The organism is Nocardioides sp. 1609, from assembly GCF_004522105.1.
GTDB lineage: Bacteria > Actinomycetota > Actinomycetes > Propionibacteriales > Nocardioidaceae > Nocardioides.
The window spans coordinates 226,911-235,679 of record NZ_SPUJ01000004.1 but is presented as its reverse complement, the minus strand read 5'-3'; the positions used below and the strand labels follow the sequence as shown (position 1 = coordinate 235,679).

Here is an 8,769-nt window from a genome sequence, read left to right as displayed (position 1 = left end):
CCGGCCGGAGCGACGTGAGGTCCGTCACCGGGCCACGCTCAGCGCTCGCCGGAGTTTGACGGGCAGGCGAAAGGGAAATGAACGCAGGACGTCGTGTCTTCTACGATGGGCGTCCAGCCGGCCGCACCTCTCGCGGCTCACCACGTCGCCGCGGAAGCAGGTCACCTTGTCGGAGCAGCTCGTCGACGAGCCGGTCGGGACGACCGACGCGGCCGACGCGCGCCCGGCCTACAACCCGTGGCAGTCGCTGCTGTGGGCGCTGCGGGTGTCCTGGCTCGGCGCGATGGCCTGCGCCCTGGTGCTGGAGCTGTCGGGGCTGATCGGCGAGGAGTCCTACTGGTGGCACTCGACCTTCGTCGACGGCCTCAGCTACGTCCTCGACAGCGTCGTCATCTGGGTCATCCTGGCGGCCGTCATCGGCCTGACCAACCGGGTGATCCTCTCCCTCGGCATCGTCGCGGCGGGCACCATCACGCTCGCCGCCGCCAACCGGGTCAAGCTGGGGCTCCGCTCGGAGCCGGTCTACCCGAGCGACGTCGACTTCCTGCGGGAGCCGAGCTTCCTGCTCACCCAGGTCTCGGTCGGCACGCTGGTGGTCGCGGGGATCGGGCTGGTCTGCCTCGTCGTCGTCGCCTGGCTCCTGGGGCGCCGCTTCGAGCCCCGGATGCCGCGAATCTGGCCGCACCACCTGACCATGCGCAAGCAGCTCGTCGCGGTGGGGGTGCGTGCGGTCCTGGTGACCCTCGCGGTCGGCACGATTCAGAACACCGCCAACTTCAACGACCCGGGCAACCCGCTGCGCGGGCTCTACGAGGTCGGCGACCACGAGTGGAAGTACTGGAACCAGCGCAACAACTACCTCGCCAACGGCTTCGTCGGCGGCTTCCTGTCCAACATGCCGACCGTCGCCATGAAGACCCCGGAGACCTACTCCGAGGAGACCATGGACGCCGTCGCGACCCGCTACGAGCGGGCCGCGGCCCGGATCAACCGCAAGCGCACCGGGTCCCTCGACGACGCCAACGTCGTCGTCGTGCTGAGCGAGTCCTTCACCGACCCGACCCAGCTGCAGGGCTTCGAGCTCGCCCGCGACCCGATCCCGAAGATCCGCAAGCTCATGCGCGAGGGCAGCTCCGGCACGATGATGGCCCAGCTCCTCGGCGGCGGCACGGCCAACATGGAGTTCGAGACGCTGACCGGCGAGTCGATCGGGCTCTTCGAGCCGCAGCTCAGCACGCCGTACCAGATGCTCGTCTCCGACTACGACCAGTACCCCTCGGCGGTGGGCTGGTTCGGCGCGCACGGCCACACGCCGATCGCGGTGCACCCCTACCTCACGTCGTTCTACAAGCGTGACAAGGTCTACGAGACCCTCGGCTTCGACGAGTTCATCCACGACACGACGATGACCGAGACCGACAAGATCGACGACAACGAGTTCATCTCCGACAAGTCGGCCTTCGACGAGGTCGCCCAGCAGATCGACGAGGCCGACGAGCCGCTGATGGTCAACCTCGTCACCATGCAGAACCACATCCCGGTCGACGGCAACTACGACGACCCGATCCCGGTCACCGGCGTCGACGGCGACCAGGCCGACCGGATCTCCAACTACGCCCGCGGGCTGAGCCACACCGACGACGCCGTCGCCGAGTTCCTCACCCGGATGAAGCGGTCCAAGGAGCGCACCGTCGTGGTGTTCTACGGCGACCACCAGCCCGGCATCTACGACTCCTCGATCGCCGACCAGAACCCCGGCCTCGCGCTCTACACGACGCCGTTCTTCCTCTGGGACAGCGCCGGGACGCCGAAGCAGCAGCTCCCGCAGAGCAGCCCCACGCAGTTCCTGCCGATGCTCTACGACATGGTCGGCGCACCGCTCCCGCCCTACTACGTGCTGCTCAACCGCCTCCGCACCTACGTCAGCGCGCTCGAGCAGGGCCGGATGCTCTCCCCCGAGGGCCAGGAGATCACCGAGGACGACCTGCCACCCAAGGGCAAGCGGCTCCTCGAGGACATGCGGCTCGTGCAGTACGACTTCTCGATCGGCGACCGCTACTCCGTCGAGCGGATGTGGCCCGGCTCGATGCGCTGACCGGCGCACCGACCCGCCCTAGGCTCGCCGGGTGCCCGCTCCTCTCCCGGCCTTCCGCACCGCCGCCCGCCTGCGCCCCGTGGACGTCGTCCAGCCCGGCACCCGGGTCGGGCCCGCACCGTACGTCGCCGCCGAGCGCGACCTGGGCGCCGGTCGCCCGGTGCCGGCCGACGTCGTCCTCCGCTCCGGCGGAACGACGCTGCGCGCGACCTGGGACGGCGCCGTCGTCGCCCTGGAGGTCGGTGGCCCCACCGGCGGGGTCAGCCGGCACGTCAGCCGCCGGCACGGGCGCGCCGAGTCGCCCACCAGCCTGGCGGTCGCCCTCACCGGCCCGTTCGTGTCCGCGTTCGTGCGCGAGGCCGGGGCGTGGGTCGCCCGCGCGGTGGTCGACCTGACGCTGCTGCCCGGCGCGCCCGACGTGCACGACGAGGCGTGGCTGGCCGCGCTGACGGCCGAGGGCGAGCGCACCGGCACCTTCGGCCAGCTCGGGTTCCGCGACGTCCGCGCGGTCACCCACGCCGACGGGACGGCGTACCTCGACGGCGACCGGGTGCTGCTCACCGCGACCAGCGCCGGGCCGGGCGGCTTCCGGACCGGTCACACCTCGGTGTGGGCCCTCGACCCGCTGCGGCTCGAGCTGGAGCACCGCGCCGACCTGTTCTTCCGCCGCGCGGACCGGCCCGGGACGTTCGGCGACCACGCCACCCACCTGGTGCGCGACGCCGACCGGTGGCTGGTCGCGACCAGCACGTGGGGCGACTTCGACAAGCGCACCCACCCGCGGGTGACCACGACGCTGGCGACCGGGGCGGCGGCGGACGGCGACCTCCTGCGCGGTCACCACGTGCTCGACACCGTCCCGCTCGACCTCCCGGTCGACGGGCTCGACTCCGTGGGCCGCTGGGACCCGCACCTGGTGCGCACCGAGGGCGGCTGGCTGGCGGCGTACGTGAGTGCGCGGCGGTTCTTCTCCTTCCACCCGGTGCTGGCCCAGGGGCCCGACCTCGACCGGCTGCGGCTGCGCGCCGCGGCCACCGACCGCACCGCCACCGAGGGACCGACGCTGACCCGCCTCGGCGAGGAGTGGGCGGTGCTGGCCTCCGACGGCCGTGACAACCCCCGCGGACGGCGGGCGGGCTACCCGGTCTACGACCTCGACCTGCGCCAGCGGGGCACGCTCGACGCCGACTACCCCACCAACATCCCGTGGCCGACCCTCGTGCCGACGTCGGAGGGTCCGGTCGTGGTGGGCTTCGACGGCACCCCGGCCGGCGGACCACTGCTCGGCTACGGCACCCACGGGGACCTGGTGGTGCAGCGCGTCGTTCTCGCGTAGTATCCCTAGTATCTCACTAGTCATTGACGGCCACGGGAGCCCCACGATGAGCGCACTGCACCACGACACGAGCCACCACGAGCACCACGCGGCCGACCCCCGGCGACGCGCCGACCTCGACCACGACCTGGTCGCGATCCTCGCCATGATGGCGATCCTGGCGCTCACCGTCGCGTGCTTCCTGGCCCAGGGTCTGCTCCCCCGCTGAGGGTGCCGGCAGCGGCCCCGGGGCCCGCGCTACCGGCCCTGGTGGCCCGGTGGCCACCCGGACTGCGCTACGGTCGGCTGCTGCGTGACCTCACTTCCCTGGGGTCCGCACCCCTGACCACCACCGAGAGGACGAGTAACTCCCATGAACCGCACCGAGCTCCGTGAGGCCATCGCGACCGAGACCGGCCTCAGCGGCGCCCAGGCCGACCAGGCCCTCACCGCCGTCCTTGACGCCATCACCGGCGCCCTGGCCAAGGGCGACAAGGTCACCCTGCCCGGCTTCGGCACCTTCGAGACCCGCGAGCGCTCCGCCCGCCAGGGTCGCAACCCGCAGACCGGCGAGGCCATCGACATCGCCGCGAGCACCGCTCCCGCCTTCAAGGCCGGGTCCGCGCTGAAGAAGGCTGTCTCCGGCAGCTGACCCACGCACCACGCACCACGTCCGAAGCCGGTCCCGCCACGCGGGGCCGGCTTCCGTCGTTCCGCCGCCCTTCTGCCCGGGAGCGAGACACGGCGGCCCGGAGCAGCGATGATGTCCCGGATGGATGGGATGCCGCCCGGGCCGGACGACGCGCTGCTGCGCAGCATGGTCGACGCGACACCGGACAGCCTCTGGCTGCTCGGGACCGACGGCGTGACCCGCTACGCCAACCAGCGTCTCGCCGACCTCGTCGGATACCCCCTCGACGAGCTGCTCGGGCTCTCCCTGCACGACCTCGTGGACGCCCAGGGGCGCACGGACCTCGAGCGGCACCTGCAGAAGATGCGCGACGGCCACGCCGGGGCCGAGAACGAGGAGGTCCGGCTGGTCCGGCGCGACGGCACCCCCGTCTGGACGCTCGTCAGCTGGGCGCCGGTCCCCGGCGCCCCCGGCACCTACCTGCACCGGCTCACCGAGTACACCGAACGGCGCCGGCTCCTGGAGGAGCTGCGGCTGCGGGAGGAACAGCTCGCGACCGCCGGCCGGATGGCCCGGCTCGGCGGCTGGACGTGGGAGCTGCCGCGCAACCTGGTCACCTTCTCCGACGAGCTCTTCGAGATCCTCGCCGTCGACCCGGGGTCGTTCGGCGGGAGCTGGGAGGCGGGGCTGTCGGCGTTCCACCCCGAGGACGCCGAGCACGGCCGCACCGTCATCCTCGACGCGCTCGCCCACTCCGACGACTTCTCCTGGGAGGGCCGGGTCACCACCGCCGACGGCGCCGAGCACTGGATCCGCAACTTCGGCGTGCTCGAGCGCGACGAGGACGGCGCCGTCGTCCGGGCCACGGGAACGAGCCAGGACATCACCGCCCTGCGGGCCGCCGACCACGCCGTCGGCGAGGCCACCCGGCGCGTGGAGATCCTGCAGCGGCTCGCCGCCGCCGCCAACCGGTCCGCGACCGTGGCCGAGGCGATCGTCGAGTCCCACCGCGAGCTGGTCGACCTGAGCCGGTGGCGCACGGTCGGGCTCTTCGCGGTCACCCCCGACGGCGCGCTCGTCCAGCAGCGGCTCCCGGAACCGTTCGGGCCCGACCTCCCGGCCGCCGACGCGGCCCTGGCGGAGGCTGCCCTGCGCAGCGGTCGACCCGAGGTGGCACCGCTTCCGGGTCGTCCCGGCACGGGCATCCTGTCGGTCCCCGTGGTCACCGACGACGAGGTCGTCTACGTCTACCAGCTCCTCACCGACACCGAGACACCGAGTGCGGCCACCCTGTCCCTGGTGCGGCAGAGCAGCGACCAGCTCGGCTGGGTCGCCGAGCGCGAGCGGGCCGCGGCCCGGCTCGCCGGCGCCCACGACGACGCGATGGCCGCCTCCCGGATGAAGTCGGAGTTCCTGGCCGTGATGAGCCACGAGATCCGCACGCCGATGAACGGCGTCATCGGGCTCAACGACCTCCTGCTCGGCACCGCCCTCGACGACCAGCAGCAGCGCTACGCGCAGGGCGTCCGCAGCGCGGGCCTCACGCTGCTGGCCCTGATCGACGACGTCCTCGACCTGTCCAAGGTCGAGTCCGGCAAGCTCGAGCTCGAGGTCACCGAGTTCGACCTCCGCGCCCTGGTCGACGAGACCGTCGGGCTCCTCGCCGCACCGGCGCTGGCCAAGGGGCTCGACCTGGTCGCGGGCTACGGGCCCGGGGTGCCCCGGACGCTGCTGGGCGACCCGGTGCGGCTCGGCCAGGTGATCGCGAACCTCGGCTCGAACGCGGTGAAGTTCACCGACACCGGCACCGTGGTCATCGAGGTGACCCGCCTCGCCCCCGACGAGCACGACGACCTCGCCGAGCACGACGAGCACGACGACCACGTCGTCCTGCAGGTGGAGGTGCGCGACACCGGGGTCGGCATCGCGCCCGCCGACGTCGAGGGGCTGTTCGACGCCTTCACCCAGGCCGACCTGTCGACCACCCGCAAGCACGGCGGCACGGGACTCGGGCTGACGATCTCCCGCCGGCTGGTCACGACGATGCACGGCGAGATCGGCGTGCGGAGCACCCCCGGCGAGGGCAGCGTGTTCTGGTTCAACGTCCGGCTCCGGACGGCTCCACCGGGGGCCGACACCGCCCTGCCGCCCGTCCGGCCGCTGCGCCGGCGCAAGGTCCTCGTCGTCGACGACAACCCGACCGCGGCGGCGTTCCTGGCCCGTCAGCTCGCCGAGTGGGAGCTGTCCCCTGTCGTCGTCGGCTCGACGACCGACGCGATCGGGACGCTCGCCGCGGCGGCGGCCGACGAGACGCCGTTCGACCTCGCCGTGGTCGACCTCGACATGCCGGGCACCGACGGGCTCGCGCTCGGGAACCGGATCACGCTCGACCCCGACCTCGCCGACGTCGCCCTCGTCCTCGTCGCGGCCGACGGCAGTGCCGACCTCGCGACGGCACGCCAGGCCGGCTTCCGCACGGTGACGGCCAAGCCGATCCGCGTCGCCGCGCTCCGCGAGGACCTGCTCGACGCGGTCACGGACACCGGCGACGCCGGCGACGACGGGGTCGCCCCCGCCCGGGTCCGGAGGCGGCGACCGTCCCCCGCCGTCCGGCCCGGGGGCCCGGCCCCCAGCCTGGGCCTGCACGTGCTGGTCGTCGAGGACAACGCCGTCAACCAGCTCGTCGCAATCGGCGTCCTGGAGAACCTCGGGTGCACGGTGGCCGCCGTCGACAACGGCGAGGAGGCGGTCATCGCGCTGCGTCCGGGCCACGCCTTCGACGTCGTCCTGATGGACTGCCGGATGCCGCGCCTCGACGGCTTCGGCGCCACCCGCGCCGTCCGCGCCGTGGAGACCGGCCGCCGGGTACCGATCATCGCGATGACCGCCTCGGCCCTGCCCGGCGAGCGCGACCGGTGCCTGGCCGCCGGGATGGACGACTTCCTGACCAAGCCGGTCGACCCGGCCCGGCTGGCCGTCGCCCTCGCCCGGGCGGTGGCGACGCGCACCGATCCGAGCGTGCCCCAGGACGAGGCGGCCCTCCCCGCCGCCACCGGGGCGGTGACGCCCCCGGACGACGGCGACGTCCTGGACGTGGGCCGGGTGGAGCTGCTCGACGAGCTGGTCAAGGACGGCGTCAGCTTCTTCGAGCGCGGCCGGATGTCGTTCCTGGCGCGCATCGACCAGTCCATGGACCAGCTCGGGCGCGCCGTCGCCGACCGCGACGCCGAGGGCACCGCGCAGAGCGCCCACCAGCTGCGGGGCAGCGCGCTCAACCTGGGCCTGCGACGGGTCGGCGCCACCGCCGAGGACCTCGAGCAGGCCGCCCGCGACGGCTCGCTCGACCACGCCGACGCGCTGCTCCAGGCGCTGCGCCACGCCGTCGTCCTCGGCGTCGAGGCGCTCGTCGGGGTCGACCTCCCCGGCCGTCGTCCGCCCGCACCCTGACACCGCCGCGACGCTCGACGTGCCGCGGGTCCGCGGCCCGTGTCCTAGGGTGGTGTGGTCCGCGCCACCCCTGCGGGCCGCCCAGGTCGCCTCATCCGGTGACCGTCGTACCGAACCGAACGGACACCACCCATGTCAGTCACGTCGTCCCCGCCAGCCCCGCCCGTCGACGTCCTCGACCTGGGCGCCGAGCACGAGCAGGTCGTCTTCTGCAACGACCCCGCCACCGGGCTGCGCGCCATCGTCGCGATCCACTCGACCACGCTCGGCCCCGCCCTGGGCGGCACCCGCTTCCACCCGTACGCGACGACGGCCGACGCCGTCGCCGACGTCCTCGACCTCTCCCGCGGGATGTCCTACAAGGCCGCGCTCGCCGGGCTCGACCTGGGCGGCGGCAAGGCCGTCATCATCGGCGACCCCGCCACGCTGAAGAGCGAGGCCCTGCTGCGGGCCTACGGCCGGTTCGTGGAGTCGCTGTCGGGGCGCTACCTGACGGCGTGCGACGTCGGCACCTTCTCCGAGGACATGGACCACGTCGCCCGCGAGTCGCGCCACGTCACCGGTCGCACCGTCGCCCACGGCGGCGCCGGTGACAGCTCGGTGCTCACGGCCTTCGGCGTCTTCCGTGGCATGATCGCCGCCGCCGAGGCGGCCTGGGGCACCGGCGCGCTCGAGGGTCGCGTCGTCGGCGTCTCCGGCGTCGGCAAGGTCGGGCGGCACCTCGTCGGCCACCTCGTGGAGGCCGGCGCCTCGGTGGTCGTCACCGACGTCTGGGACGGGGCGCTCGACCGGGTCCGCGACGAGCACCCCGGCGTCCGGGTGGCGGAGTCGACCGAGGCGCTGGTCGCCTCGCCCCTCGACGTCTACGCACCGTGCGCCCTCGGCCACGCGCTGAGCGACGAGGTCGTCGACGTGCTCTCGGCCCGGGTGGTCTGCGGCGCTGCCAACAACCAGCTCGCCCACCCCGGCGTCGAGAAGACCCTCGCCGACCGCGGTGTCGTCTACGCCCCCGACTACTGCGTGAACGCCGGCGGCCTCATCCAGGTCGCCGACGAGCTCGAGGGGTTCTCCTTCGAGCGCGCCCAGCAGCGCGCCGCCCGCATCTACGACACCACCCGCGCGGTCCTCGAGCTGGCCGCCTCCGACGGTGTCCCGCCCGCCACCGCCGCCGACCGGCTCGCCGAGCGCCGGATGCGCGAGGTCGGCCGGCTGCGCGGGATCTGGCTGCCCTGACCGGACCGACCGGGCCCACCGAGCCGGACGTCGCCCGGGCGCGGTCCA

Annotated in this window: 6 protein-coding genes; all 6 read left to right on the top strand. The window is 73.5% G+C overall.

What is annotated here, in order from left to right; all coding sequences use genetic code 11:
• Positions 1-166 precede the first annotated feature (166 nt).
• The 6 genes from E4623_RS11500 to E4623_RS11480 all read left to right on the top strand — a co-directional run bounded on the left by E4623_RS11500 (position 167) and on the right by E4623_RS11480 (position 8,721).
• A complete protein-coding gene (locus tag E4623_RS11500) occupies positions 167-2,095 on the top strand; it encodes an LTA synthase family protein (protein WP_134766685.1) in 1,929 nt (642 codons plus the stop codon).
• A 31-nt stretch (positions 2,096-2,126) separates the two neighbouring features.
• Entirely contained in the window at positions 2,127-3,431 is a 1,305-nt protein-coding gene (locus tag E4623_RS11495; RefSeq protein ID WP_134766684.1) for a hypothetical protein, read from the top strand.
• A 46-nt stretch (positions 3,432-3,477) separates the two neighbouring features.
• Complete coding sequence (locus E4623_RS22615) at positions 3,478-3,639, top strand: hypothetical protein (RefSeq protein ID WP_167736582.1); 162 nt, start codon at positions 3,478-3,480, stop codon at positions 3,637-3,639.
• 144 nt (positions 3,640-3,783) lie between these two features.
• Positions 3,784-4,062, top strand: coding sequence for an HU family DNA-binding protein (locus tag E4623_RS11490; protein WP_134766683.1), 279 nt, complete (start codon positions 3,784-3,786; stop codon positions 4,060-4,062).
• A 120-nt stretch (positions 4,063-4,182) separates the two neighbouring features.
• Positions 4,183-7,488, top strand: coding sequence for a response regulator (locus E4623_RS11485; protein WP_167736581.1), 3,306 nt, complete (start codon positions 4,183-4,185; stop codon positions 7,486-7,488).
• Between the two features lie 132 nt (positions 7,489-7,620).
• Entirely contained in the window at positions 7,621-8,721 is a 1,101-nt protein-coding gene (locus E4623_RS11480) for a Glu/Leu/Phe/Val dehydrogenase dimerization domain-containing protein (RefSeq protein ID WP_134766681.1), read from the top strand.
• Positions 8,722-8,769 lie beyond the last annotated feature (48 nt).

Bases quoted from the DNA above. Each gene is read 5' to 3' on its own strand.
- E4623_RS22615 (WP_167736582.1), top strand. From the start codon at position 3,478: ATGAGCGCACTGCACCACGACACGAGCCACCACGAGCACCACGCGGCC.
- E4623_RS11490 (WP_134766683.1), top strand. From the start codon at position 3,784: ATGAACCGCACCGAGCTCCGTGAGGCCATCGCGACCGAGACCGGCCTC.
- E4623_RS11485 (WP_167736581.1), top strand. From the start codon at position 4,183: ATGGATGGGATGCCGCCCGGGCCGGACGACGCGCTGCTGCGCAGCATG.
- E4623_RS11480 (WP_134766681.1), top strand. From the start codon at position 7,621: ATGTCAGTCACGTCGTCCCCGCCAGCCCCGCCCGTCGACGTCCTCGAC.